Genomic DNA, 23,736 nt, shown 5'->3' on the forward strand with positions numbered 1-23,736 from the left:
TTGTTGCGTCGTTGCGCTACTGGATGATCCGGTGGCGCACGGCGTAGAGCACCAGCTCGGCCGTGCTCGCCACGCCGAGCTTTTCCAGGATGTTGGTGCGGTGCGTGCTCACGGTCTTCACGCTGATGAGCATCTCTTCGCCGATCACCGTGAGCGAGATGCCCTTGAGCATCATCAGCATGATCTGGTGCTCGCGCACCGTCAGCCGCTGGTGCGCGGGGCGCTCGTCGCGGCCTTCGAGCTGGCCGCTCACCAGCGGCGCGGCGCGCGCGCTCAGGTACTGGCCGCCCGATGCAACGCGCCGTATCGCAAGCACCAGTTCGGCCGGCTCCGCGTCCTTGGCGATGTAGCCCCGCGCGCCAGCCTGGATGGCGACCAGCGCGTACTGCTCCTCGGCGTACATCGACAGCATCAGCACCGGCAACGCGGGTTGTGCCGCGCGGATCGAGGCCAGCACTTCAAGGCCGTTGCGGCCTTCCATGTTGATGTCCAGCAGCACCACGTCAAAGCGACGGTGGCGCACCTGCTCCAGCGCTTCGGAGCCGTTGGCCGCCTCGCCGGTGGTGCGGATGTCGCTCTCGTCGAGCAGCAAGCGCTGCAGGCCCGAACGAAAGATCGTGTGGTCGTCGACCATGAGGATGTCGATCAACGTGGCATTCCTCAATGCAACGGCGCGCGCAGGCTCAGGCGCGTGCCCTGGCCCGGCGCCGAGCGGATCTGCAGCTCGCCGCCGATCTCGCGTGCCCGCTCGCTCATGCTCAGCAGCCCGAGCGCGCTGCCGCCGGGCGCAGCGGGGTCGAAACCACAGCCGTCGTCGTGCAGCTCCAGCCGCAGTTGCAGGTCTTCCACGCGCAAGGTCACGCCGACATTGCGCGCCTTCGAGTGGCGCGAAACATTGGTCAGGCCCTCCTGGAAGATGCGGTACACCGCCGTCGTGTGCCGGGGCAAAAGGCGCAGCGTCTTCGCGTCGGTGTCCAGCACATGCTGCACGCCCGAACGGCGCGTGAATGCGTGCAGCTCGTTCGCGAGTGCGACCGACAGGTCGAGGTGATCGAGTGCGCTGGGGCGCAGCGCTTCGGAAATCTGCTTGACCGTGTCGATGGTCTGCTGTGTCAGTGCGATCAGGCCCTGCGTGAGCGACTGCAGCTCGGGGTTTTCGGCGCGGCGCTGGATGCGGGTCGCATCCATCTTGATCGAGGTGAGCATGCCGCCCAGCACGTCATGGATGTCGCGTGCCATCGCGAGGCGCTGCTCTTCGAGCTTGTTGGCGGTGTAGGCGGCCAGCGCCTGGAGCTGTTCGCGCGAGCGCTTGAGTTCTTCCTCGTTGCGCACCCGGTCGGTCACGTCGACCCCCACGCCCATCACCGCCGGCCGGCCCCGGTAGAGGATGCGCGAGCCGTGCACTTCGACAAAGCGCACGCGGCCGTCGCGGTGCAGCCCGCGCGTGATGAAGTGCATGCTCGGTGGGTGACCCGAGAGGCGGGCGCGGATGCGCGAGCGCACCACCTCCAGAAAGTCGGGCGGAACGATCTGCGCCAGCGACATGCCGGTCGCTTCCTGCACCGTGTAGCCGGCAATGCCCGCCCATGTGGCGTTGCAGTAGACGAAGCAATCGTCCTGGATCACGTAGATGCCCGCGACCATCTGCTCCACGATGGTGTGGAAGGGCATGTCCGGCAGGCTTTCGTGTTCGAGGTCGGTCACGTGGCGGGGGAGCGGTGGGCGGCTTCATGATAGGGCGGCAACCGCTCCACGCCCGTGTGCTGCGGGTTTGCGAGAAGCAGGTTTCCCCGTGGCCTTTGCCGGAAATATCCGATGGCCGGCGCGGGCGCCATGCCGATCGATGTGGGCGCGGCAGCGGCGAAAAACTCAATCGCGCGACGCGCGCATGCCGCCTCAGGATCCGGGGGCGCGCAACTTGGTGAGAGCGAAGCCCAGCCCCACCGCAATGCAGAGAAACGCCAGCACTGCCAGCCAAACGGATTGGGTGAACACGTAGGCGCCCAGCGCCGCGCCCGCAGCCAGCACGGCGGCCAGCCATTCGAGCGCGGAATCCTGCCAGCCGGCGGGCCTGGCTTTGCGTGGCGGGGGCGGTGCGCCTTCGCGTTTCCCGGCTTCTTGCCCGTTGAATTGCGGTCGTGGTTTTTTCTGCGGAAGCGAGAAAAGCGTGCCCAACTCCGGCGTGGGCCATGACCATCTGTCCGACGCACCGTTGCCCGAAAGGAGCCAGACGGGGTCTGCGTCGTACCGGGAGAGATCGGTTGCGAGGTCGGTGAGTGCGCCTTTTCCGTCCAGCTTGTCCAGCGCGGCAAGGTCGGCGCGCAGCCATTGTTCGGCATCGGCCGCATCGGGCAGGCCACTGGTGCGCAGCAGGAGGTGGTCGGCAAAGCCGCCTTGCGCGATCAGCGCCTCGAAGCCCTCGTAGATCGGCCGGTAGCGTTCGCCGATGGTCGCGACGATCTTCTCGCGACGGCTCGCCAGCCTTGCGAGGGCTGAGGGCTTGTCGGTCACGAGGTACGGGTACGTCGCATCCGCGCCGAAGTCTTCCAGGCATTCTTCGCGTTCGATGGCGCACGATTCATCGTCGATGTCGTGCTCATCGATGAAGCGCGCATGCCGGATGTCGTCTTCGCTGAAGAGCGCGCGCCAGAACAACGGGAAGAAGGCATTGGCCTCCAGCTCGCGGCCGTGGCCGAAGAAGTCGCGCCACTCGTTCAGGCTTCCCTGTGGCATGCGGGGCAGCGTCGAACTGCTCAGAAAGACGGGGTGCGACATGGCTCTGCTCCTTGCTGATTTCGAGGGCGCCGATCAACGCGGCATGCGTGCGCGGATGTGCCGGCTCAACCGCCGATGGGGGAGCACAGCTCGACCAGCGTGCCATCAGGGCAACGCACGTACGAGACCACCTGACCCCACGGCTTGGATGTCGGCGGCGTGAGTTCCGATGCGCCAGCCGCGACGGCGCGGTCGTGCGCAGCTTTCACGTCATCGGTGACAAAGCCGAGTTCCATGCCCAGCGGCTTGGCCGACTCCGATGCGGCCACGTGCCCTTGTGGAAAGTTCGATGCGGCCAGTTCATGTGCGGCGAAAGAGAGCGTGGTGTCTCCCGTGAGCAGCTCGCCATAGGTGCCCGATTCATGCAGGAACTTTCTCTGGAAACCAAAGGCCTGCTCGAAGAACTGGAGGGACTGGGCCACGTCGGGGACGTAGACGATGGTGTAGCCGAATTTCATGAGGGTGATCGATGGTGGTGGTGAGCGAGGGCGTATGGATTCCGCAGAACCGCACTCTACCCAGAACCTGCGTGAACTCAACCCGATGCGCCTGCGAACAGAAAGCCCATGAACCGCTCGGGCGAGGACCTATGGCGAATCTCAACTGGAGCAAGCAGAATGCGGCCACCAATGGTGGACGGCCCGGGTCTGGGTCTCCCAGGGCCACGTGTCTTGCGACTGCAGAGGGTTCAGATGCTTCCCATCGTCATTTCTTTGGCGGCAACGGTCATCCTGCTCGTCTGGATGGGCTTCTTCATGATGGGCTCGCTGCCGCTGCTCGTGCTCAGGCACGACACCCCGCTGGACTCCCGCTTCATCCGGGGCCTGTTCAACGTCTACTACCTTGCCGTGATGCTGACCGGGAGCGCGGCGGCGCTCTGCTATGTGTGGTCCGGCAGGTTCGTCTTCGCCGTCGGCATGGCGTGCATCGCGGCCTTGGCGTTCGCGCTGCGCCGCTGGATCATCATTCCGCGCATGGACTTCCTGCGTCACACGATTCCGGCTGCCGACAGCTCGATCTTCCAGTTCCGCCGGCTTCACATCATGGGGATGATGCTCAACGTGGCGCAGCTCGGTGCGGTGGCCTGGTCATTGACGAAGCTGGGGTTTTGATCCGCACGGTGCTGGCTTCGGGGCGTAGCGTGTCCTTGGTACGCCCGTCGGGTCGCTGACACTGCGGCTCAGGCGCAAAAGAAGAAATACCCGGCCAAGCCTGCGGCCGCGTAAGTCGCAACGCCGATGAGTGCCATCGCATCTTCGGAGGCCACCAGCGAGCCGTCATCGGCATGCGCAAAACCGTGCCAGGGGAACTGCAAGCCGGCGCCGGGGAATTCAATGCGAACCTGTCCCAAGGTCACCACCTTGAAGGCGCCCAGAAGCAGCAGGAACACAGCCCCTTCACCCAGTACATGAACAAGCACGTACAAGGTGAGCACTGCGGGCGCGAACAGTACGGCAAGGGCAACGATTCCGGCAGTGCTCGCCGCCAGTTCGTCTTTGCAGACGAGTGCCAGGAGCGTGGCACCAACCGACACGAGCGCAGCAATGGTCCAGCGCGTCCGGCTCACCGTGGAACCTTGCCGCGAAGAAGTTGGCAGCACTGGCTCGCAATCGGTGCGTCGCGCAAGTACCGATGGTTCTCTTCTTGAAGCATTGCCCGCATGAGTGTCTGTGTGGCCGACTGTAGCCGGTCTCTTCGTCGCCTTGAAGGGCAACTCCGACCCGCAAAAGCAAGCGATCTTCATGATGCCTTCATCAACCCTTCATGAATTTCGACAGTCGTTTTCATTGACGCTAGATTGCGCCCCGATGCCTCGTCGGGGCATCGACGCACAACTCTCAATGGAGACGGATTCATGAAGATTTCTGGTTGTCGAAGGCGCTGGCAGGCGGTCGCTTTGTCGGTGCTTTTCGCCGCGGCTTTGGCCGGCTGCGGCGGCGGTTCATCGGGCACGGCGTTTGTTCCCGTGCCGGTCGTGGTGGGCGGCACGACACCGCCCCCGGACGCACCGCCGATCAATGAAGGCACCGTGCGCAAATGGGGCTACCTGACACTGCCCAACGGCAACAGGATGCGCTACACCGTGTTGCTGCCCAATGCCAAGGGGCCCTTTCCGGTGCTGATCGAGTACGACGGCTACGGCTCCGGCGTGGTCCCCGACGAGGCCCCCAACTGGCTGCGCGAAGGCTACGCGGTGGTCGGACTCAATGTGCCGGGCACGGGCTGTTCGAGCGGCGAAGACCAGGTCTTCGATGCCACCGTGGGCGCTGCGGGCGCGTTCGCGGTGGAGTGGGCCGCGAAGCAGCAGTGGTCCACCGGCAAGGTCGGCATGGTGGGCTATTCGTATCCGGGCTACAACCAGTTGTGGGTGGCTGCGCAGCGGCCGGCCGGGCTGGTGGCCATCGCGCCGGGCAAGAACGTCACCGACCCGTACCGTGATGTCGGCTACCCGGGCGGCATCCAGAACATCGGCTTTCCCGCGGCATGGTGGGGACAGTTTCCGAGGATCTGGGGATCTTCCGCGGAGGACGCCGCGCGCCTCGACGGCGACACCGAATGCGCGCAGAACGTGCAAGACAACATGGAGAAGATCAAGCGCCCCGACATCGACCTGGTGGCGTGGCTCGACAACGACCCGCACTACGGTGCGCGCTACATGAAGAAGAGCGCGTTCCTCATCACCGACAAGATCATCATTCCCACGCTGGGCACGCAGTCGTGGCAGGACGAGCAGGTCGGGCCGCGCATGGGCTACTACGAGGACACCATCGCGCCCGACAAGATGTGGCTGATCAGCTCCAACGGGCTGCACAGCACCGGCGATTTTTCTGCCTACATGCGCGACGTGCAGCGGCGTTTTTATGCCCACTTCCTCAAGGGCGAGAACAACGGCTTCGAGCGCGAGCCGCATGTGCACCTGCTGCAGGAAATGCAGGAGACCACCGGCCCCGTGGGCGGCAAGACGCTGGTGCATACCGCCGCCGCCGCCTTCGATCGCCTGCCCGTCAAGACCACGCCCATGCGGCTGTGGCTGCAGCCCGGCGGCGTGTTGACCGACGCCGCGCCGCAAGACGACAAGGTACCGTCGAGCAGCTACGCATACCCGGTCGCAAGCCCGACCGTGAACGACCAGGACGCAGGTGGCTGGCAACCGGTGAGCGACGCCACGGGCCAACTCACCTTCACCACCGCCAGGCTGCCGCAGGACCTGAGCTACTACGGCGAAGGGTCGGTCGACCTGTGGCTGAGCGCCACGGCGGCCGACACCGACGTGCAGGTGAGCGTGTCGGAAGTGCGGCCTGATGGCATGGAGATGTTCGTGCAGCGCGGCTGGCTGCGTGCGTCGAAGCGAAAGTTGAACGACGCGAATTCGAGCGAGCTGCGGCCCTGGGGCGACTTCACCGAAGCCACGGTGAAGATGCTCACGCTGGACGAGCCGACGCCGATGCGGCTCGAAATGCAGAAGTTCGCGCACGTCTTTCGCGCAGGCTCCAGCCTTCGCGTGACGATCGACACGCCTTCGCAGACCGGCTACTGGGTCTTTCGCAACCGCACGGAAAAGTCGACCAACAAGGTCTGGCACGACAGGACGCGGCCTTCGAGCATCGTGCTGGGGCATGTGGCGTATCCGCATGCGAAAGACCTGCCGACCTGCGGCATCGTGCAGCAGCAGCCGTGCCGCAAGAACGAGATTGCGGTGCCGGCGGGCGTGGGTCCGAGGGCGCCGGTTTAGTCGGCGCGAAATCCGGCGCTGTCGTTCAGCGCTGGATGCCGATGTCGGTCGCCTTGCAGCGCCGGATGACTTCAGAAAAGTAAGGCTCGAACACCCGGTTGGCAACTTCCCACCGGCCGTGTTCTTCCAGGTACGCGGGAAGGAGCTGGTTCAGTTCGTCCCACACCTCCTTCTCGCGCACTGTGGCAAGCTGGCCGTTGCGGCAGACGACGTGGCCGGCCACCACCACGAGCTCGATCGAGCTGCCGTTCTCGCAATAGGCCAACTGCTTGACGATGTCGTTCTTCGGCCGGAAGTTGTCGTTGTCCAGATCGAGCATCACGAGGTCGGCGGCCTTGCCGACTTCGAGCGAACCGGTCACGTCGTCGAGCATCGCGGTGCGGGCGCCGTCCAGCGTGGCCATGCGCAGCGTCTCGATGGCGCTCAGCCATTGCGCGGGCGGCGTGCCGCCCGTGTTGTGCATCAGCGCAGCGAAGCGGATCAGGTCGAACACGCGTGCGCTGTCGTTGGACGAGAGGCCATCGGTGCCCAGCCCGATCGCCACGCCGGCGTCCAGCAGCTTGCGGATGGGCGCAAGGCCCGAGCCCAGCTTGAGGTTGCTCAGCGGGTTGTGCACCACCGAGCAGCCGGCCCGGCCCATCTGCGCGATGTCGTCGTCGGTGATCCAGATGGCGTGGGCCAGCGTGGTGTGCCGGTCCAGCACGCCGATGTCGTGCATGTGGGCCAGCAGCGTCTTGCCGTAGAACATCTGGCCGGCCACGGCCTGCACTCTGGTTTCGAGCAGGTGGGTGTGCAAGGGCACGCCGTGCTGCACGGCCAGCGCGTGGCAGGCCTGCAGCATGTCGGTGGTGCAGCGCTGCGGCGCCGACGGCGTGATGGCAAAGCGCAGGCGGCCATCCGCCTGCCCGTGGAATCGACGGAAGGCTTCCTGGCAATAGGCCGTGTAGTCGGCCGCCGTGGTGGGCGCGCCGAAGTTGAGTTGGTTGCGCAGGTGTTCTGGAAACACCTCGCGGCCGAAGGGCGTGGAGTCGAGCACCGGCGTGTTGAGCACGGCACTGGACACGTTCACGCGAATGCCGGCGTCGCGATAGGCCTGGAAGACAATGCCCAGGCGCTTGGTGCTGTGCGCCATCGGGTCGAAGAAGTCGTCGCACAGCGTGGTCACGCCGTTCTTCAGCGACTGCATCGCCAGCAGCAGCGTGCGCAGGTAGAGCAGGCGGTCGGGGATAGGGGCGCCCGAGATGTACGTGTAGGCGTACAGCAGCCATGCCTCCAGCGGCATCTGTTCGTAGCGGCCCTTGAAGAAGGTCTCGCTCGAATGGGTGTGCGCGTTGACGAGGCCCGGCATCAGCAGCTTGCCGTGCGCCGCGATGACTTCGCATGATTCCGGGATCGGGAGGTTGTTGCCGATGGCCGCGATCTTGCCGCCCTGCAGCAGCACGTCGGCCTGCACGGGGCGCTCGCCATGCGGGCGGGCCATGGCCAGGACTTCCGCGCCCTGGATCAGGATGGACTTCGATGATGTCGTCATGCGTTGCTGCTCCTCATGCGCGCTGTTCAGTCGCGCATCTCCGCCGTGCCCCGGATGGAGCCCAGCCCTCCGCGCAGCTTGGTGCTGAGCCACACGCCGAAGACCGTGGCAAGGTAGGGCAGGGCCTGCAGCAGGTCGTTGGAGATCGCACCGCCGTAGATCAACTGCGCCCGAATGCCCAGGGCCGAGACGATGGCGAAGAACAGCGCCGCCGCTGTCGCGCCGAGCGCGCTGCCGGCACCGAAGATCACGGCTGCGAAGGCCATGAAGCCGCGGCCGGCCGTCATGTTCTGCGAAAAGATCTGCAGGCTGCCGCCGGCCAGCTCGGCGCCGCCCATGGCGCACAGGATGCCGCCGAGCGCCAACGCAAGCAGGCGCATGCGGCTGGGGTTCACGCCCACGCTGCGCGCCGCGAACGGATGCTCGCCCGAGGCCGACATCTGCAGGCCCAGGCGCGTGCGCTCCAGCAGCAGCCACACCAGCCAGACGGCCACCGGCATGAACAGCACGAACACCGACAGGCTGCCCAGCGGGCCGAGGTCGGCATCGAACAGGCTGTTGAGCTTGGGAATGCCGAAGGGCGCCGTCACCGTGGCTTCGCTGTCGTACAGCGCCTGAATGGCCAGCGACGTGCCGCCCAGACCCAGCCCGGTCAGGCCCAGGCCCGCGATGATCGGGTTGGCCTTGAGCTTCTCGACCACGTACCACAGCAGCACCGAGGCCAGCACGCACAGTGCGCAGGCGATCAGCATGGCCTGCACGAAAGATTCGGTCTGCACGATGCCCACGATCAGTGCGCAGCTTCCGATGATCATCAGCCCTTCGAGGCCCAGGTTCCAGACGCCCGCGCGCTGGGCCAGCACTCCCGCCAGCGTGACGTAGATCAGCGGTGTGCCCGAAATCAGGATGGAAACGAGGGTGTCTGTCATGCCGGCTTTCGGGTCAGGAGCTTGTCCAGCCACTTGGCGCGGGACGTGATGAAGAGGGCGATGGTGGCGTTGATCACCTCGATGGCGGCCGCCGGCATGCCGACCATCACCGGCAGGTACAGCGCGGCCGACGCCAGCGCGCCGAAGAAGAGCGCGGAGACGGCCGTGCCCACGATGGACAACTGCGCCACCAGCGCGATCAGGATGGCGGTGAAGCCGTGCGCGGGCAGGAAGCCGCTCGCAAGGCGGCCGTTGGGCCCCAGCAGCTCGATGCCACCGGCCAGCCCGGCCAGGGCACCGCTCACGAGAAAGCTGAACAGGCCGATCCGCCCGACGCGTGCGCCTTGCCACGCCACCATGGTCGGGTTGCGCCCGGCCAGGTTGGCCACGATGCCCAGCGCCGTGCGGTTGGCCAGCAGCCACGACAGCACGAACACCAGCAGCGTCAGGATGATGATGAGCGGCGACACGCCCAGCGAATCGGAGATGCGGTACGCATCCGCAATCGGGCGGCTGGAGGCCTGTTGCCCCGAGCCCGTCGGGTCTTTCAGCGGGCCGGAAGTCACGTACACCAGCAGCAGGCCCGCGAGGAAGTTGCCCATCAGCGTGGTGATGACTTCGTCGGTGCCCGAGCGCAGGCGCAGCAGCCCTGGCCACATGGCCCACAGCGCGCCGCCCAGCATGCCCGCGAGCAGGCAGCACGACACGACGATCCATGCCGGTGCGCCCGACAGCCATTCGGCCGTGAACGCCGCAAAGATCGAGCCGATGTAGAACTGCCCCTGTGCGCCGATGTTGAAGAAGCCCGCGCGGAATGCGATGGCCACTCCCGTCGCGGTGATGAACAGCGGCATGGCCCAGCGCAGGCCCTGGTGCAGCGCACCGTCACGCAGGAACGCACCTTCGAGGATGCCGGTGAACAGCTCGCCGACCGGCAGCCCCGCGCAGAAGAACGCGAGCGCGCACAGCAACAGCGCGAAGCAGACGAAGAGCAGCACGCGCAGCACAGGCAGCATGCGCGCCAAAGAAAGGGAAGACAGGGCGTTGGGCGTCATGCGTGCGCTCCCACCATCGCCTGGCCGACCTGGCGCAGATCGTAGGGTGCGCTGTAGTCGCCGACGACCTGCCCGCGCAGCATGACCAGCACGCGGTCGCTGATGTCGAAGAGTTCGTCGAGGTCGGAAGAGATCAGGATGATCGCGGCACCCCGGTCGCGCGCCTGGCGCAATGCCTTCCACACATAGGCGGTGGCGCCGATGTCCAGGCCGCGCGTGGGTTGGGCCGCGATGATGAGGCGGGCGCTGTCGTCCACCTCCCGCGCGAAGATGACCTTCTGCGCGTTGCCGCCCGAGAGCGAGCCCGCGGGCTGGCTGCAGGTGGCGTAGCGCACGTCCCACTGCGTGAGGGCGGTGTCGCACTCGGCCTGCAGCTTCTTTGGTCGAACGAAGGACAGCAGGCCGTCTTTCAGCAGGCGGCCCATGGCCCAGTTCTCCCACAGGCTGCTGTTCAGCGAGAGGCCTTCCACGTTGCGCTCGAAGGGAATGATGCGAAGGCCGGCTGCGCGGCGCGTGGCAAGGTCGCTGTGCGTCAGGTCCTTGCCGTCGAAGCTGAGGGTGCCGCTGGCGGTTTCCGCCAATGCGGCGATGGCGCGCACGAGGGTGCGTTGCCCGTTGCCTTCGACGCCGGCGATGCCGATGATTTCTCCGGCGCGGATGTCCAGGCTCACATGGGCCAGCGCGGCGCCTTCGGCATCGGGCCTGGTCGACAGGTCGTGCATCCGCATGACGGTCGGTGCGGCGAGATTGGGCTTTCGGGTGACAGGCTCGCTGCCGGCCGGCGGCGGCGCCTTGGCATCGCCCATGATCCACTGGCTCAGGTCGGCGGCGCTGATCGAGGCGCAGGGCACCGGGCCCATGACATGTTCGCCGCGCCGCAGCACGCTCACGGTGTCGGCAATGGCCATCATTTCGCGGATCTTGTGCAGGATGAGCACGACGGTCACGCCGCGCTTCTTCAATATGCGGATGCGCTCGAACAGCGTCTCGACACCGGCGGGTGCGAGCACGGCCGTCGGCTCGTCGAGGATGAGCACCTTGGCATCGGTCACCAGTGCCCGCGCGATCTCGATGCCTTGCTGCGTCTCGATCGGCAGGTTGCGAATGATCTCGCGCGGACTCACCGCAAGGCCCAGCCCGTCGAGGTGCGACTGCCAGCGCTTTTCGAGTTGGCGCGAGGTGAAAAGGCCCCGGTGCCGGTTCGATCCGAACTCCATCGCCTGCGCGACCGTGAACGAGGCCGGCAGGGCGAAGCTCTGGTGCACCAGCTCGACGCCGGCCGCGCGCGCCGCGCTCACATGGCCGGTGCGGATCTCGTGGTCACCGATGCGCACGCGCCCGTGCGTGGGCTTCACCAGCCCCGAGCAGACACGCGCAAAGGTGGTCTTGCCCGCACCGTTCTGGCCGACGACTGCATGAATCAGTCCTTGCTCGAAGGCGATGGAAACATCCGACAGCGCCTTCACGGTGTCGTACTGCACCGTGACGCCATCGAGGACCAGCGCGGCGCCTGCAGGGGCGGCCTCGCCGTTCAAGGAACTTCTGTTCATGCTGCAGCCGGAAGAATCAAAGGACGGTGTTGAACGGCACCTTGAGGGCGCCGCTGAGGATGGCCGCCTGCGCGGTGCGGATCTCGGCCATCGTCGCTTCGGCCTTGGCCGCGACCGCCTTGTCGCCGTCCTTCTGGAACAGCGGCGAGAGTTCGAGCGCGACGACGCCGGTGCCCAGGCCGGTGTGCAGGTGCGAGCCGCCCTTGCCGGTCTTCATGATGCGCGAGGCTTCGTCGTACAGCGACTTGCCGAAGTGCAGGCTGACGATGGAGATCAGCGACTTGGTGCCTTGCGGATACTGCGCCGGGTCGAGGCAGCTCACGAGGCGGCCGGGCTTGTCGTTGGCGGCGGCGATGATGCCCGCGTCGGTGGCGGCCGCATCGGTCTGGATGAAGTCGATGCCGCTGTTGTACATCTGCGTGGCGATCTCGCGGCCCTTCACCGGGTCCTGGAATGAGCCCGCGAAGGCCACCGTGACGGCCGCGTCCTTGCGCACCGACAGCACGCCGGCCTTGAAGGCGTTGAAGTCGGCGTTCAGCGGCGGGATCGACATGCCGCCGATGAAGCCGATCTTGCCGGTGGTCGACATGCGCCCCGCGAAGATGCCGGCGAGGTAGGTGCCCAGGTAGTAGTCGTACGACACCGTGGTCACGTTCGGGATCGCCGGCTTCATCTCGTCGCCGAACAGTTGCAGCCACTGCGTCTTCGGGTACTTGGGCGCCAGCGCCTTGAATGGCTCCGTGACTTCGTTGAAGGTCGACACGATGACGGCCGCGCCGGCGTCGGCCAGCGTGCGGAAGATGGTCTCGTAGGTCGACGGGTCCTTGGCGTAGATCGCGCGGGTCTGCATGCCCGTTTCCTTGCCCAGCAGTTTCAGGCGCGCAATCATCGCGTCGACTGCGCTGGCATCGCCGGCAGCCTGCGTGTGCACCAGCGCGATCAGTCCGCCCTTGGCGTGGGCGATCAACGGGAAGAGCGCGCTGGCCATGGCCACGCCGCTCAGGCTGGCTGCAGCTTTCAGGATCTGCCGGCGTGGGGTGGCGGCGCGAGAGGTGGCGTTGGTTGTCATGCGGATATCTCTGGGGTTGAGGAACGGGCGGACTTGCGGGGAAAGGAAAGGCTCAGGGCGTGGGCGAGCTGGGGGCGGGATTCATGATCATCACGTCCTGGCTCTGGATGGCGTCCAGCGCCCACACGCTCTTGATGAAGGACTGCCAGTCGGGGTCGGCGTACATCGCGGCGCGCCTGGCTTCGCGGTCGGCAAGGCTGTCGTAGGCCCAGATCAGCACGGTGGTGTGCAGCCGCCCGATCTCCGAGATGTAGAGGCCCACGAACTTGTTCAGGTGCCGCTTCTGCACGGGCAGGCCTTCGCGTTCGTACTTCTCGCGCCACTGGTCGATGGTGCCGGGGCGGAAGGTATAGAGGCGGTGTTCGATGATCATCAAGTGCTCTTTCTGTCCTGTGGATCTACTGGCCGGCCAGGATGAATTCGGCGCACTTCTCGCCGATCATGATGGCCGGAGCATTGGTGTTGCCGCTCGAGATGATCGGCATGATCGAAGCGTCGGCCACGCGCAGGTTGGCGATGCCGTGCACCTTGAGGCGGTGGTCGACCACCGCCATGTCGTCGTTGCCCATCTTGCAGGTGCCGACCGGGTGGAAGGTCGTCATGGCGGTGGCGCGCAGCCAGGCCATCAGGTCTTCGTCGCTTTGCTTGTCCGGGCCGGGTGCAATTTCCTTGCCACGGTAGGCGTCGAACGCGGGTTGATCGATGACCTGTCGCGTTGCGCGGATCGCATTGACCATGGTCTTGCGGTCGAAGTCGGTGTCCAGGTAGTTGGGCTGGATCAGCGGTGCGTCGGTGGGGCGACCCGAGCGCAGGCGGATGCGGCCCTTGCTGTTGGGGTTGACCGGCCCCACGCGCAGCGTGAAGCCATGCTTGGCCTCGATGCTGGTCTTCTTGAACGGGTTCGGAAAATACAGGTTGGCCGTCTTCTCAAGCGCGGGCATGAAGTGCAGTTGCACATCGGGGTTCGCAAGCCCGGGCGAGGTCTTGATGAAGGCGCCGGCCTCGTACGGAAAGGTGGTGGTGATGCCTTCCCCGAACAGCATGCCTTGCACGACCGAGAACGCGATCTTGTCGAAGCGCAGATCCTTGTAGAGCGTGACGGGCTGCTTGCATTCGTAGGCCATGACGCAATCGACATGGTCCTGCAGGTTGCCGCCCACGCCGGGCAGGGCCTTCAGCACCGGAATGTCGTGCTGTTCCAGCTCGGCCCGCGGGCCAACGCCGGACAGCATCAGCAGATGTGGCGAGCCGACGACGCCGGCGCAAAGAATCACTTCCTTGCGGGCGCGCACCGTCTGCATCTGGCCCTGGACTTCGTAGGCCACGCCCACGGCCTTCGACTTCTCGATGATCACCTTGTGCGTCAGGGCGCGCGTGACGACCTTGAGGTTGCTGCGCTTGAGCGCTGGCCGCAGGAAGGCGAACGACGTGGACCAGCGCTTGCCCTTCTTGATGGTGAAGTCGTAGCGCCCGAAGCCCAGTTGGGTAGGGCCGTTGAAGTCGTCGTTCAGCGGGTAGCCGGCCTGCTTGCCCGCTTCGCAGAACACGTCGAGCAATGCATTCCAGCCGCGCGCGCGGCACACCGTCAGCTCGCCTTGCGTGTTGTGGAACACGCCTTCGCGCTGGATGTGGCCTTCGGAGCGCTTGAAGGCTGGCAGCACGTCCTTGTACGACCAGCCGGGGTTGCCCATGGCGGCCCAGCCGTCGTAGTCCTGCCTGCCGCCACGCACATAGATCATTCCGTTGATGGTCGACGTGCCGCCCAGCACCTTGCCGCGCGGCCAGTAGAGCTTGCGGCCGTTGAGGTTGGGCTCGGGCTCGGTGTGGAAGTGCCAGTTGTAGATGCCGGACTGGAACAGCTTGCCCATCAGCATCGGCAGGCGGAACAGCGGGTTCGAGTCTTTGCCGCCGGCTTCGAGCAGCAGCACACGCGTGGCGGGCCGGGCGCTGAGCCGCGCGGCGAGGGCGCAGCCGGCAGAGCCCGCGCCCACGATGATGTAGTCGTAGTCGTTCGCGTCGTTCATGAAATCACCAGTTCAGGGGGGCGCCGCCCATCTCCGCGAGATAGGCGTTGCACAGTGCAAAGGGGTTGGGCAGGGCGAGCACGGCATCGGCGCTGGCGGGGTGCTCGCGCAGGATGCAGGCGACGTTGTGGCGACGCCCTTCGACCACGCCGGCCGATTGCAGGGCCTGCGCGGCGGAGGCGCCGAAGCCCATGAAGACCAATGGCTCGTCGCGTTCCAGCAGGTGGTTCAGCACTGCATCGATCAGCGGCTTCCACAGCACCAGATGGCCGTGCGACTGGTGCGGATCGATGCCCACCTGGAAGCGGCTGAGCGTGAAGGAGGTGTTGAGCAGCAGCACGCCTTGTTCGCACCAGCGGTCGCTCAAGGTCTCGGGTGTCTCGAAGGGCAGCGCGCCCGATTCGATCGCCTGCAGCGTGTGCGGCCAGTTGGCGAATGCGCCGCCGTAGCGGGCATTGCCGGTGCGTGCCTCGGCCACCATCTGCACCCAGGCGCGGATGCTCTTGGTGAACATCTTGTCGAGCTCGCGCCATTCGGCCACGTTGCCGACCTCGAAGGCGCGGCCGGTGGCGATGTCGATCGACGGATACGGGTCTTGCCCCAGCACCACGCAGCGCACCTGCGAAGGCGCCACGCTGTCGAAGGCCTTGAGCATGTGCGCGCCGGCAGGCATGCCGGGCAGGCGCCGGCCCTTTCGCGCCGGGAAGATAGGCTCCCACGCTTCGAGCGCCAGGGCTGCGTCGACACCGTCGAAATCCAGTTGCACATCACCCAGCGCGGCGCGCCAGGCATCGGGCAGATCGGCGGGCCAGTCCGTCAGTGTTTCTTGCAGGGCGGTGCGCAGGGTTTGGGGCATGGAGTACATTCAAACGCTAAAAACTGACCAGTTCGTCAGGAAATTCTAAAGAATAAACTGACGAGTTGGTCAGAAATTTTTGCTAGGTGATTTCCCGCTGCCCGTTGGGGCCGCCCCTAGAATTTGTTCCCGGTAAAAAGTGACACCATTGCCCATGCGCGACACCAAACCTGCACCATCCACGACGCCGGAAACCACCGCGGACAGAGAGATCAGGGCGGGCAACAAACGCAAGATCCTGAAAGCGGCCAGCGAGGTGTTTGCGGCCAAGGGCTTCGACGGTGCACGCATCGCCGAGATCGCCACCGTCGCGGGCCTGCCCAAGGCCAACGTCTATTACTACTACGCGACCAAGGAAGAGCTGTACAGCGCCACCTTCGCGCCGCTGCTGGAAGAGTGGGACAGCGCACTGCGAATCCTCAAGGTCGAGACCGAGCCCGCCGTGGCATTGCGTGCGTATGTCGAAGCCAAGCTGAAGCTGGGCCGCAAGAACCCGCTGGAGGCGCGGCTGTTCGCCAACGAGGTGGTGCGCGGCGGTGCCTTCCTGTCAGCGGCGGACCGCGCGCACATCGCCAAGAGCACGGCCGCCAGCATCGAGGTCTTCGAGGCCTGGATGGCCGCCAAGAAGATCCGCAAGATCGACCCGCAGCACTTTCTGTTTCTGCTCTGGGCCTCGACCCAGTTCTATGCCGACTACGAACCCATCGTGAACGCGGTGTTGCAGGTGAAGAAGATGACCGCCGCGCACTACGACAAGGCGCTCGAAAGCATCGTCAGCACGGTGCTGGGCGGCGTGCTGCTCGACTGAGGTTGCAGCGCTGAGCGCTAGCGGATCGGCTGCAGTTGCTCGTCCGCCATGCCCACCAGCAGGGCCGAGCCGTTGGGCAGGATGCGGAACTCGCCGTAGCGCGCATGCGTGAACCGTTCCGCATCGCCCTCCTTGAAGAACCATGCATCGGTGACGAAGACCCAGTTGCCGTCTTTCGCGCTGAGCGGCACTTCGAGGTCGCCGTCCTGCCGCGGCTCGTCGGCCGAGGGCAGATGCAGGGTGTAGGCCGACGGCAGGGCCGGATCGGGCCGCACCAGCACGGTCGGGCGATGGCCGCCATCCGGGCGCTCGCTCAGGCTCCATCGGTCAGGCAATGCGAAGTTCAGCCGCATGTAGTCGCCCTGCATGAGCGAGCGCGGATCGACCGGTGCCAGCCGCACGAACACGGGCCGGCCGTTGCGGATGGTGTTTTCCTTGTCGAAGATCGCGACGTTGGCCACCAGCAGCGTGGCCACGCCTGCCAAAGCGATGCCCGCGAGCTGCTTGTTCTTCCACCAGACGCTGGTGACGGGCGCCGCGTGTGCAACAGGCGCAGCGGTCGCCGCATCGGCGGACGATGCGCTGCGCGATGCCAGCCAGGCCAACGCCCCCAGCGCAGCGCCGATGGCGACCATCAGCAGCGCCTTGTCCGCCAGCGACCAGGTGAGCTGGTAGTAGAAGCTGCCCACGATCCACAGCGCCGCCGCGCAACCCAGCGCGGCGAGCCGCCAGCGCCGCGTGACGGCCAGTGCAGCAGCGCAAAGGCAGACTGCGCCGAGGTTGGGCACGAAGCCGCACAGCACCGCCAGCAGCAGGGCCACGCCCAGGCCCAGCACGGGGGCTTGGCGCAGCGCCGGCCAGCCACGGCCCAGCAGCACGGCCGCACCTGCCGCGCACAGCACCGACACCAGGTTCTGGAGCTTGGCTGTCGCGCCTGACATGGCATCGACGCCGACGAGTTCTTGCCCCATGTCGCCGCCCGGGACCATGCCGCCCAGCATGAAGGTGGCACCCGACAGCAGCACCAGTGTCAGCAGGAGCTGCACGCACCAGCCGTCCGCCAGGCTCGTCAGCAGGCTGCCGGTGCGCGCGCCCGGCAACCGTGGCAGGAGGTACAGCACCAGCAACCACACGGCCAGGCCGACATGGGCGTAGAGCCACCAGGTCCAGCGCAAGCGCTCGAGCCAGAGCAGATCCCAGAAGCTCTTGTCGTCACTCGACCAGGCCATGGCGGCGACGGTCAGGAACACGCCCAGCAACAGGCCCAGCAGCGTGCGCAGCCAGTGCAGCGGCGCGAGCCAAGCCAGCACCAGGCTGACGACGCACATGCCCAGCGCGCCAATGAAAATCGAACTGTCGCGGAACAGCGCCCACCCCAGGCAGCACAGGCCCAGCACCATGGCCGGCAGGCAGAGCTGTTCGACGAACAGCGCCACGCCGCGCTGGCGCAGGATGAGCACGCTGGCCGCCAGCAGGCCGAGGCCGAGCACATACAGGGCAGGGCCCTGTTTCAGCAACGTGTCGCCGAAGGCCAGGCCCACCGCGCCCAGCAGCGGCAGCACGGCGAGCCAGGCGCCCAGCGCGGTCAGCAGCAGCACCGGCCAGGGGCGGGATTCGTCCTGCGGCCATTGCGCGTCCGGCGGCAGCAGGCCATCGTCGATCGCGCGTTGCATGAGGAGTGGGGACGGTGCGGTCATGCCGTTGCTCCGTCTTGCTGCACAGCCGCCAGCACGGTGCTCTGGCGCCGCATGACCCAGGCCACCGAAGCCGCCAATATCCCCGCAGCCACCAGCCCGATTACCAGCAGCAGGAACGTCGTGTCACCGCCGCTGCTGTCGAAAAGAATGCGCACCAGGCCGGCGACCAGCAAGGTGTCGACACACAGCACCGCGACGCTCAGGCCCACGATGTCGAACCAGCGCCGCTGCATCAGCAGGCCGCTGGCGCCGCCCATCAGCGCGAGACCCAGAACGTAGTGCAGCGCGACCTCGGAGCGAAAGAACAGGCCGGCCAGCGCGGCCAGCGTCACGGTCACGGCCATGACCAGCAGGGCCAGCCGGCGCGACCAGTGCGTGGTTCCGACCCAGCGTTGTGCCCATGGGCTCAGCGCAACCACGAGCAGTGCGCCCAGTGCCCAGCTCGCCAGGTGAATCGGCAGGTCCTGGTTGCCGGTCCGCCAGCGGTGTCCTGTGTGCGTATAGGCCCAGAGGCTGATCGCGCTGCAAGTGACCACCACCCATGGAAACCACAGCACGTCGCTGCGCACGCCCAGGCACAACGGCAGGGTGAGCACCGCCCACAGCGCGAACAACTGCCATGCATCGGCACCGGTCTGGTAGGTCTGGCCGTAGTAGGCAAACAGGGCGCCTGTGCCCAGAAGGCACAGCAGGCCCATCGGTGTCCGCAAGGCCGCGCTGCGCCATGCGGCCAGCGCGGTCAGCAGCACCCAGCCCTGCAGCAGTGCGAACTGCCCGGTGCGGCCCAGGGCGCCCCAGTTGGCCGCCACCCACATCACAAGGCCGAAGCCGCCGAGCCCGGCGGCAAACAGCGCGACCGTGCGCCAGAAACGCTGCGCCAGGTGCGGCGGCGGCGCATCGAGTTCCGCGAGCGCGAACAGCGCATGCATCTGCGGCTGCGGCAGTCGATGGGCGCGGGCCAGTTCGTAGAGTGCGAGTCGGATGTTCATGGATGTGGAGGATGGTTGCCGATGCCATTCTCCACATGGTGAATCCAGCCGCCTGTGCTGGAACGATGCCGAAGTTTTCTTCGGCTAGTGCACGCGCTCTTCGATCGGTCCCACGCGATCGGGATAGAACGCCACGTGGTCCTTGATCTGCGCGACCGGCCCGTAGGGCGACTCGTAGGTCCACACTGCATTCACCGAGCGCTCGCCGCCGGCCGGAATGCTGTAGTAGTTGCATTCGCCCTTGTAGGGGCAGTAGGTTGCATGCGCCGTGCGCTCCAGCAAGGACATCTTCACGTCCTTGCGGGGGATGTAGTGCACGGTTCCGAAGTGCGCTTCGCGCAGTGTCAGCGCGTCGCGTGTGTCGGCGATGACGAGGCCGTCGACCGACACCACCACGCGCAGCGGATTGCGCGCAATGGCGATCGGGTGGTCGGGGCCGGGGGTCTTGATGGTGCGTTCGGGCGTGGCGAACATGGGCAAGCTCCTTCAGCAGGTCGGGGTGACGCAAGCATCGGCGGATGCGCATCTTGCCGCGATGTCGCGGCGGTTTGAAGTCCCCCCGAAATCGGCATGCTCGCGAAATGGTTAAAGCCCCGACCCCGTCGGATCGGCTCTGGAAGCCTTTCGGATTCATTTCATGCCTGCGCGAGCCCATTGGAGATCTCGCCGGGCAGCACGACTATCTCGATGTAGTGCTTCAGTTTGCAACAGGCACCGAAGTTCCCGGATGGGCCACCAGGCCGACGCGAACCACCGCCCGACCGGGGCTACGCAGCGCGAGGTGTAAGAACGGTGATAAAACTTTGCACGAACCCACCTGTGCCCATCGAAAGACCGAAGTGAAGAAGAACAAGCTCGCCACCTTCCTGCTCGCCAGCCTGTTCGCCTCCGGCGCCTGCGCGCAGGCATGGCCCTCGAAACCCGTGCGCGTGATCGTGCCCGCGCCGGCCGGCAGCTCGCTCGACGTGATCGCGCGCACGCTGGCCGACCGGCTGCGCGTGATGTGGAAGCAGCCCGTGGTGATCGAGACCAAGGCCGGCGCCGGCGGCCTGATCGGCATGGAGGCAGTGGCCAGGGCGCCGCACGACGGCTACACGCTGGGCATCGGCTTCAATGGGCCGATTGCCTTCGGCCCGTACATGTATGCGCGCATGCCCTATGTGCCGGCGCGCGACCTTGTGCCGATCGTGCTCACGACCTCGCAGCCCAACGTGCTGGCGGTGCAAGCCAACAATCCGGCGAACACGTTGCCCGAGTTCGTGGCCTGGGCGAAGAAGCAGGGCCACCAGTTCAGCTATGCGTCGGTGGGGGCAGGCAGTTCGTCGCACCTCACGATGGAGCTGCTTCGCAGCGTGGCGGGCATCGAAGCGGTGCACGTTCCCTATTCGGGCTCGCCGCCCGCGGGGCTGTCGGTGGCGGCGGGTGATACGCAGGCGCTGTTCACGGTCGCGCCCGCGCTGCTGCCGTTGATCCAGGGCCAGCGCGTGAAGCTGATCGCGGTCACCAGCGCCACGCGCTCCGAGCTGATGAAAGACCTGCCCACCGTGGCCGAGTCGGGTTACCCCGGCTTCGAGTCGCTGGCATGGAACGGCTTCTTCACCGCCGCCGGCACGCCGCCCGAGGTGGTGCGCCGCATCAACGCCGACGTGAACACGGTGCTGCAGGAGCCGGCCGTGCGCGAGCTGCTGGCCAACCAGGGGCTGGTGCCGGGCGGTGGCTCGCCCGAAGAGTTCAAGACCTTCATCGACAGCGAAGGCCGCAAGTGGGGCGCGATCATCGCCAAGGTCGGCATACGGCTCGACCGGTGATACTTCGGGCGCCAGAATTTCAGGAGGAACCCCATGAGTGAATATCCCGAAGACATCTACACCGAGGCCGAGCCCGACCCTTACACGCTCGCCAACCTGGGCCCGCTCGCTGGCCTGGCCGGCATCTGGACCAGCGCGGCCGGCCAGGACGTTGCCCCGAAGGCCGAGGGCCCCGAGACCTCGGTCTACATCGAGCACGCCGAGTTCCAGCCCATCGATGCGCAGACCAACGGGCCGCAAATCTTCTACGGACTGCGCTATCACCTGCGCATCGTGAAGCCGGACGAGGTCGAGAGCTTTCACGACCAGGTCGGCTATTGGCTGTGGGAAGCCGCCACGGGCACGCTGATCCAGACGCTGTCGATTCCGCGCGGGCAGACCGCCATGGCCATGGGGCACGCGCAGCCCGATGCGAAGTCTTTCAAGCTCGAAGCGGTGCGCGGCGCCGAGACCAACGGCATCCTGTCGAACCCCTTCCTGGAGCATGCGTTCAAGACGCTGAGCTACAACATCGCCGTGACGATCCATGACGACGGCAGTTGGTCGTACGAGCAGGAAACGCTGATGAGCGTACGGGGCAAGGCCGAGCCCTTTCGTCACACCGACCGCAACACGTTGCGCAAGATCGGCGAGCCCACGCCGAACCCGACGGCGCGGGCCGCGATGGCGGAGGCCGCCGCTGCTGCTGCGACGGCCGAAGGCAACGTAGCGGCCTGATCTGCGCGGTGTGGACGCGCGCTATGCGAGCGCTGCCTCCACATCCGCATGAAACTTCGCCGAGCACCACTCGGTGGCGCCGAAGTACAGCGAAGACTGCGCACCGCTGGCCAGCGTCGATTGCGACGACACGCCGAGCGCGAAGTCTTCATCGAGCGCGCCCCAGAACGACGCGACGTTCTTGCGCCAATAGCTGATCGACTTCTCCGTCTTCGGCAGTTCGGGAATCAGCGTGCTCGCGATCACGCGCGAGCGGCCCGGCGAATCGGGCAGCACCGTGAATGCGTTGGCATGGTCGCCTTCATGAAGGACGAAGGTCGCCGGGAAGAAGTAGTAAATGATGTTCGAGTGCGGCCCTACCTGCCATTCGTGCTGCGGCTGCGCGCGCAACCCTTCGATGCTGCGCTTGGGCAGAAACAGCCGCTGGTGCTGCCGGTCGTGGTCGGCCATCAGCAGGTTGTCGTAGAACAGCGCCGCGATGCTGTTGCGGTGCGCGTACTGGAAGTGATAAGTCTCTAGGTTGGCCTCGAACGGAATCTTCCAGTTGGCCGCGTTGTCGAACGCATGCTCGTGAAACGGCACCCAACTGTCGTAGCCCCATGAGCGCAGGTCGGTGCCGAAGCGGCCCAGCCAGGCGTCGATGTCGAGCGTGGCGCTTTCTCCCTCGGGCAGCACGCGTGGAATGGCCCACACGAAGCCCAGCGCTTCGGCCACTGGCACACGCGCGAGGCTGCAGCCCGATGCGGGCGCATGCGGAAAGTCTTCGCCCGAGGGGCGGCCGCGCAGCGTGCCGTCGAGCCCGTAGGTCCAGCTGTGGTACGGGCAGATGAGGGCGCGTTGATTCGACAGGCCCGGCGTCTTCAGCCGCGCACCGCGGTGGCGGCAGGCGTTGACGAAGCCGTTGAGCTGGCCGTCCTGCCCGCGCACCAGCACCAGCGGCAGGCCGGCCACGTCGATCGCGAAAGAGTCGCCGGCCTTCGCGAGCGACGCCGAAGGGCACAGCGCCAGCGGGTAGCGGCGAAAGATGCGTTCCACCTCGCGTTCGTGGCGCTCGGGGTCGAGGTAACGCGACACCGGGCTGGTGCCGGGCTCGCCGCGTTCGCTGCCACCGGTCTCGATCAGCGCGAGCGCGCGCTCGATCAATGCGATCTGTTCTTCATGCTGCATGGTCTGTCTCCGCCATTCTTGTTTGTTGTCTCCGTGCCATCGGGGGGCACGGGACATTATTGCGGCGGACCCGAACAGGCCGGGTTCTTCAGTCGAGCTTCAGCGTGCCCAGCCGTTCGACAATCAGGTCGTGCAGCGTTTGCGCTGCCACTGAAAGGCTGCCCTCGCGGCGCTGCACCAGGTACACGGTGCGCGTGAGCGCGGGCAGCGGCAGCGGGCGCGTGGCCAGCGTGTCGCGGCGAAAGTGGAACAGCGTGAGCGCCGGCACGACGCTGATGCCCAGGCCTGCTTCGACCAGTCCCATGACGGTGGCCAGATGTTCCACCTCGAACACCGCATTCAGCCGCTGCGGATGCACGGCCACATCGAGCGCCTGCCGCACGCTGCTGTTGCGCGCCATCTGGATGAAGGGCCAGGGCGCGAGCTTCTTCAGCGTCAGGCGCGGCTCGTGCGCCAGCGGATGGTCGGCGCGGCACACCAGGTGAAAACGGTCGGTGCAGAGCTTGCGTGCGCGCAGGTCGCTGTCGGCCGCGGCGCCCGCGCCCGAGGCGGCCAGTGCAAAGTCGGCCTGTCCGCTGCGCACCAGCGCAATGCACGCGTCGGAGAGCGCATCGTCCAGGTCGATGCGGATGCCCGGCCAGGCCTGCATGAATTCCGCGAACACCGATGGCAGCCAGCCGGCTGCGAGCGAGGGCAGGGCGGCCACGTGCACGCGGCCCTTGCGGCGCTCCACGTGGTCCGCCAGGTCGCCCATCGCGCTGCCCATGTCGTCGAGCAGCCGCCGTGCCGCGCCCTCGAACAGCCGGCCCTCGGGCGTGAGCTGCACGCTGCGCGTGTCGCGATCGAACAGGCGCGTGCCGACCGCGTCTTCGAGCGTGCGAATCAGCGCGCTGAAGGCGGGTTGCGAAAGGTGGCTGGCCTGCGCCGCCCGCGTGAAGTTGCGGTGCTCGGTCAGCATGAGAAAGGCGCGCAGTTGCCGCGTCGAAAGGTCGGGCGTCTTTCTCATCACTTGGGCCTTGGCTATTTGA

At 66.4% G+C, this 23,736-nt stretch carries 23 protein-coding genes; 5 read left to right on the forward strand and 18 right to left on the reverse strand.

Annotated elements, in window-relative coordinates; all coding sequences use genetic code 11:
- Nucleotides 1-16: 16 nt before the first annotated feature.
- The 4 genes from H7F35_RS26195 to H7F35_RS26210 all read right to left on the reverse strand — a co-directional run bounded on the left by H7F35_RS26195 (nucleotide 17) and on the right by H7F35_RS26210 (nucleotide 3,233).
- A complete protein-coding gene (locus tag H7F35_RS26195; RefSeq protein WP_187109463.1) occupies nucleotides 17-649 on the reverse strand; it encodes a response regulator transcription factor in 633 nt (210 codons plus the stop codon).
- 11 nt (nucleotides 650-660) lie between these two features.
- A complete protein-coding gene (locus H7F35_RS26200; protein WP_187109464.1) occupies nucleotides 661-1,704 on the reverse strand; it encodes a PAS domain S-box protein in 1,044 nt (347 codons plus the stop codon).
- A 192-nt stretch (nucleotides 1,705-1,896) separates the two neighbouring features.
- Entirely contained in the window at nucleotides 1,897-2,775 is an 879-nt protein-coding gene (locus H7F35_RS26205; protein ID WP_187109465.1) for a hypothetical protein, read from the reverse strand.
- 65 nt (nucleotides 2,776-2,840) lie between these two features.
- Complete coding sequence (locus H7F35_RS26210; protein ID WP_187109466.1) at nucleotides 2,841-3,233, reverse strand: VOC family protein; 393 nt, start codon at nucleotides 3,231-3,233, stop codon at nucleotides 2,841-2,843.
- A gap of 234 nt (nucleotides 3,234-3,467) precedes the next feature.
- On the opposite strand from H7F35_RS26210, the gene H7F35_RS26215 reads away from it, so the two are divergent.
- Nucleotides 3,468-3,887 (forward strand): hypothetical protein, encoded by a 420-nt coding sequence (locus H7F35_RS26215; RefSeq protein ID WP_187109467.1) that lies wholly within the window; start codon nucleotides 3,468-3,470, stop codon nucleotides 3,885-3,887.
- A 68-nt stretch (nucleotides 3,888-3,955) separates the two neighbouring features.
- Here the strand turns inward: H7F35_RS26215 and H7F35_RS26220 are convergent, their stop codons facing one another.
- A complete protein-coding gene (locus H7F35_RS26220) occupies nucleotides 3,956-4,342 on the reverse strand; it encodes a hypothetical protein (RefSeq protein WP_187109468.1) in 387 nt (128 codons plus the stop codon).
- Between the two features lie 288 nt (nucleotides 4,343-4,630).
- Here H7F35_RS26220 and H7F35_RS26225 point away from each other — a divergent pair, with 288 nt between their 5' ends.
- On the forward strand, nucleotides 4,631-6,508 hold the full coding sequence (locus H7F35_RS26225; RefSeq protein ID WP_187109469.1) for a CocE/NonD family hydrolase: 1,878 nt from the start codon (nucleotides 4,631-4,633) through the stop codon (nucleotides 6,506-6,508).
- Between the two features lie 25 nt (nucleotides 6,509-6,533).
- Here H7F35_RS26225 and H7F35_RS26230 read toward each other — a convergent pair whose 3' ends face one another.
- From H7F35_RS26230 to H7F35_RS26265, 8 genes are read right to left on the reverse strand one after another with little or no spacing between them, the layout of a single operon-like run.
- Nucleotides 6,534-8,039 (reverse strand): amidohydrolase family protein, encoded by a 1,506-nt coding sequence (locus tag H7F35_RS26230; protein ID WP_187109470.1) that lies wholly within the window; start codon nucleotides 8,037-8,039, stop codon nucleotides 6,534-6,536.
- A gap of 26 nt (nucleotides 8,040-8,065) precedes the next feature.
- A complete protein-coding gene (locus H7F35_RS26235) occupies nucleotides 8,066-8,968 on the reverse strand; it encodes an ABC transporter permease (protein ID WP_187109471.1) in 903 nt (300 codons plus the stop codon).
- Entirely contained in the window at nucleotides 8,965-10,023 is a 1,059-nt protein-coding gene (locus H7F35_RS26240; protein ID WP_222621968.1) for an ABC transporter permease, read from the reverse strand. Before H7F35_RS26240 ends, H7F35_RS26235 begins: the two co-directional genes overlap by 4 nt.
- Nucleotides 10,020-11,573 (reverse strand): ABC transporter ATP-binding protein, encoded by a 1,554-nt coding sequence (locus H7F35_RS26245; protein ID WP_187109472.1) that lies wholly within the window; start codon nucleotides 11,571-11,573, stop codon nucleotides 10,020-10,022. The genes H7F35_RS26240 and H7F35_RS26245 overlap by 4 nt, the downstream gene beginning before the upstream one ends.
- A 16-nt stretch (nucleotides 11,574-11,589) precedes the next feature.
- Nucleotides 11,590-12,642, reverse strand: coding sequence for a BMP family ABC transporter substrate-binding protein (locus tag H7F35_RS26250; protein WP_187109473.1), 1,053 nt, complete (start codon nucleotides 12,640-12,642; stop codon nucleotides 11,590-11,592).
- Between the two features lie 52 nt (nucleotides 12,643-12,694).
- Nucleotides 12,695-13,015: an NIPSNAP family protein gene (locus H7F35_RS26255; protein WP_187109474.1), complete on the reverse strand. Its 321-nt coding sequence runs from the start codon at nucleotides 13,013-13,015 to the stop codon at nucleotides 12,695-12,697.
- Nucleotides 13,016-13,040: 25 nt separating this feature from the next.
- Nucleotides 13,041-14,666, reverse strand: a complete 1,626-nt coding sequence (locus tag H7F35_RS26260) for a GMC family oxidoreductase (RefSeq protein WP_187109475.1) — start codon at nucleotides 14,664-14,666, stop codon at nucleotides 13,041-13,043.
- A 4-nt stretch (nucleotides 14,667-14,670) separates the two neighbouring features.
- Complete coding sequence (locus H7F35_RS26265; RefSeq protein ID WP_222621969.1) at nucleotides 14,671-15,522, reverse strand: hypothetical protein; 852 nt, start codon at nucleotides 15,520-15,522, stop codon at nucleotides 14,671-14,673.
- Nucleotides 15,523-15,676: 154 nt separating this feature from the next.
- Between H7F35_RS26265 and H7F35_RS26270 the strand changes: the two genes are divergently transcribed.
- Nucleotides 15,677-16,330: a TetR/AcrR family transcriptional regulator gene (locus H7F35_RS26270; protein WP_187109476.1), complete on the forward strand. Its 654-nt coding sequence runs from the start codon at nucleotides 15,677-15,679 to the stop codon at nucleotides 16,328-16,330.
- Nucleotides 16,331-16,347: 17 nt separating this feature from the next.
- On the opposite strand, the gene H7F35_RS26275 is transcribed toward H7F35_RS26270, so the two are convergent.
- The 3 genes from H7F35_RS26275 to H7F35_RS26285 form a co-directional block, all read right to left on the reverse strand.
- Nucleotides 16,348-18,027 carry a GDYXXLXY domain-containing protein gene (locus tag H7F35_RS26275; protein ID WP_187109477.1) on the reverse strand — a complete coding sequence of 560 codons (1,680 nt, stop codon included), beginning with the start codon at nucleotides 18,025-18,027 and terminating at the stop codon, nucleotides 16,348-16,350.
- On the reverse strand, nucleotides 18,024-19,016 hold the full coding sequence (locus tag H7F35_RS26280) for a DUF2157 domain-containing protein (RefSeq protein ID WP_187109478.1): 993 nt from the start codon (nucleotides 19,014-19,016) through the stop codon (nucleotides 18,024-18,026). The genes H7F35_RS26275 and H7F35_RS26280 overlap by 4 nt, the downstream gene beginning before the upstream one ends.
- 84 nt (nucleotides 19,017-19,100) lie before the next feature.
- Nucleotides 19,101-19,490, reverse strand: coding sequence for a DUF427 domain-containing protein (locus H7F35_RS26285; protein ID WP_187109479.1), 390 nt, complete (start codon nucleotides 19,488-19,490; stop codon nucleotides 19,101-19,103).
- Nucleotides 19,491-19,855: 365 nt separating this feature from the next.
- Here H7F35_RS26285 and H7F35_RS26290 point away from each other — a divergent pair, with 365 nt between their 5' ends.
- Nucleotides 19,856-20,824 carry a Bug family tripartite tricarboxylate transporter substrate binding protein gene (locus H7F35_RS26290; RefSeq protein WP_187109480.1) on the forward strand — a complete coding sequence of 323 codons (969 nt, stop codon included), beginning with the start codon at nucleotides 19,856-19,858 and terminating at the stop codon, nucleotides 20,822-20,824.
- Nucleotides 20,825-20,857: 33 nt separating this feature from the next.
- Nucleotides 20,858-21,541, forward strand: coding sequence for an FABP family protein (locus H7F35_RS26295; RefSeq protein ID WP_187109481.1), 684 nt, complete (start codon nucleotides 20,858-20,860; stop codon nucleotides 21,539-21,541).
- Nucleotides 21,542-21,562: 21 nt separating this feature from the next.
- Here H7F35_RS26295 and H7F35_RS26300 read toward each other — a convergent pair whose 3' ends face one another.
- Nucleotides 21,563-22,708 (reverse strand): aromatic ring-hydroxylating oxygenase subunit alpha, encoded by a 1,146-nt coding sequence (locus H7F35_RS26300; protein ID WP_187109482.1) that lies wholly within the window; start codon nucleotides 22,706-22,708, stop codon nucleotides 21,563-21,565.
- A gap of 88 nt (nucleotides 22,709-22,796) precedes the next feature.
- A complete protein-coding gene (locus H7F35_RS26305) occupies nucleotides 22,797-23,714 on the reverse strand; it encodes a LysR family transcriptional regulator (RefSeq protein ID WP_187109483.1) in 918 nt (305 codons plus the stop codon).
- Nucleotides 23,715-23,736 lie beyond the last annotated feature (22 nt).

The organism is Variovorax sp. PAMC26660, assembly GCF_014302995.1.
In the GTDB taxonomy this organism is placed as follows: domain Bacteria; phylum Pseudomonadota; class Gammaproteobacteria; order Burkholderiales; family Burkholderiaceae_C; genus Variovorax.

Bases quoted from the DNA above. Each gene is read 5' to 3' on its own strand.
- H7F35_RS26235 (WP_187109471.1), bottom strand. From the start codon at position 8,968: ATGACAGACACCCTCGTTTCCATCCTGATTTCGGGCACACCGCTGATC.
- H7F35_RS26210 (WP_187109466.1), bottom strand. From the start codon at position 3,233: ATGAAATTCGGCTACACCATCGTCTACGTCCCCGACGTGGCCCAGTCC.
- H7F35_RS26250 (WP_187109473.1), bottom strand. From the start codon at position 12,642: ATGACAACCAACGCCACCTCTCGCGCCGCCACCCCACGCCGGCAGATC.
- H7F35_RS26225 (WP_187109469.1), top strand. From the start codon at position 4,631: ATGAAGATTTCTGGTTGTCGAAGGCGCTGGCAGGCGGTCGCTTTGTCG.
- H7F35_RS26300 (WP_187109482.1), bottom strand. From the start codon at position 22,708: ATGCAGCATGAAGAACAGATCGCATTGATCGAGCGCGCGCTCGCGCTG.
- H7F35_RS26285 (WP_187109479.1), bottom strand. From the start codon at position 19,490: ATGTTCGCCACGCCCGAACGCACCATCAAGACCCCCGGCCCCGACCAC.
- H7F35_RS26205 (WP_187109465.1), bottom strand. From the start codon at position 2,775: ATGTCGCACCCCGTCTTTCTGAGCAGTTCGACGCTGCCCCGCATGCCA.
- H7F35_RS26280 (WP_187109478.1), bottom strand. From the start codon at position 19,016: ATGAACATCCGACTCGCACTCTACGAACTGGCCCGCGCCCATCGACTG.
- H7F35_RS26265 (WP_222621969.1), bottom strand. From the start codon at position 15,522: ATGCCCCAAACCCTGCGCACCGCCCTGCAAGAAACACTGACGGACTGG.
- H7F35_RS26245 (WP_187109472.1), bottom strand. From the start codon at position 11,573: ATGAACAGAAGTTCCTTGAACGGCGAGGCCGCCCCTGCAGGCGCCGCG.
- H7F35_RS26215 (WP_187109467.1), top strand. From the start codon at position 3,468: ATGCTTCCCATCGTCATTTCTTTGGCGGCAACGGTCATCCTGCTCGTC.
- H7F35_RS26295 (WP_187109481.1), top strand. From the start codon at position 20,858: ATGAGTGAATATCCCGAAGACATCTACACCGAGGCCGAGCCCGACCCT.
- H7F35_RS26255 (WP_187109474.1), bottom strand. From the start codon at position 13,015: ATGATCATCGAACACCGCCTCTATACCTTCCGCCCCGGCACCATCGAC.
- H7F35_RS26260 (WP_187109475.1), bottom strand. From the start codon at position 14,666: ATGAACGACGCGAACGACTACGACTACATCATCGTGGGCGCGGGCTCT.
- H7F35_RS26275 (WP_187109477.1), bottom strand. From the start codon at position 18,027: ATGACCGCACCGTCCCCACTCCTCATGCAACGCGCGATCGACGATGGC.
- H7F35_RS26270 (WP_187109476.1), top strand. From the start codon at position 15,677: ATGCGCGACACCAAACCTGCACCATCCACGACGCCGGAAACCACCGCG.
- H7F35_RS26305 (WP_187109483.1), bottom strand. From the start codon at position 23,714: ATGAGAAAGACGCCCGACCTTTCGACGCGGCAACTGCGCGCCTTTCTC.
- H7F35_RS26240 (WP_222621968.1), bottom strand. From the start codon at position 10,023: ATGACGCCCAACGCCCTGTCTTCCCTTTCTTTGGCGCGCATGCTGCCT.
- H7F35_RS26230 (WP_187109470.1), bottom strand. From the start codon at position 8,039: ATGACGACATCATCGAAGTCCATCCTGATCCAGGGCGCGGAAGTCCTG.